This is a genomic window from Vibrio sp. CUB2 (assembly GCF_001557945.1).
Taxonomy (GTDB): domain Bacteria; phylum Pseudomonadota; class Gammaproteobacteria; order Enterobacterales; family Vibrionaceae; genus Vibrio; species Vibrio owensii.
Window position 1 is genome coordinate 1 of record NZ_LNRB01000097.1, and the last position, 251, is coordinate 251.

The following is a 251-nucleotide window of genomic DNA, read 5'->3' on the forward strand; positions in this document are numbered from 1 at the left end:
TTGTGGTTCATGACTGGGGTGAAGTCGTAACAAGGTAGCGCTAGGGGAACCTGGCGCTGGATCACCTCCTTAAACGATGATTACTCACGATGAGTGTCCACACAGATTGATATGGTTTATAAGTAAAGAGACGAAGATATCCCAATATCTTCAATCCAGTGTCCCGTTCGTCTAGAGGCCTAGGACACCGCCCTTTCACGGCGGTAACAGGGGTTCGACTCCCCTACGGGATACCATTGGGTCGTTAGCTC

The 251-nt window shown here is 50.2% G+C and carries 1 tRNA gene and 1 rRNA gene; both read left to right on the top strand.

From position 1 onward, the window contains the following. A 16S ribosomal RNA gene (locus ATB78_RS28070) occupies window positions 1–72 on the top strand; the annotation flags it as partial. Window positions 73–160: 88 nt separating this feature from the next. Next, window positions 161–236, top strand: a tRNA-Glu gene (locus ATB78_RS28075). The last annotated feature ends 15 nt before the right edge of the window (window positions 237–251 follow it).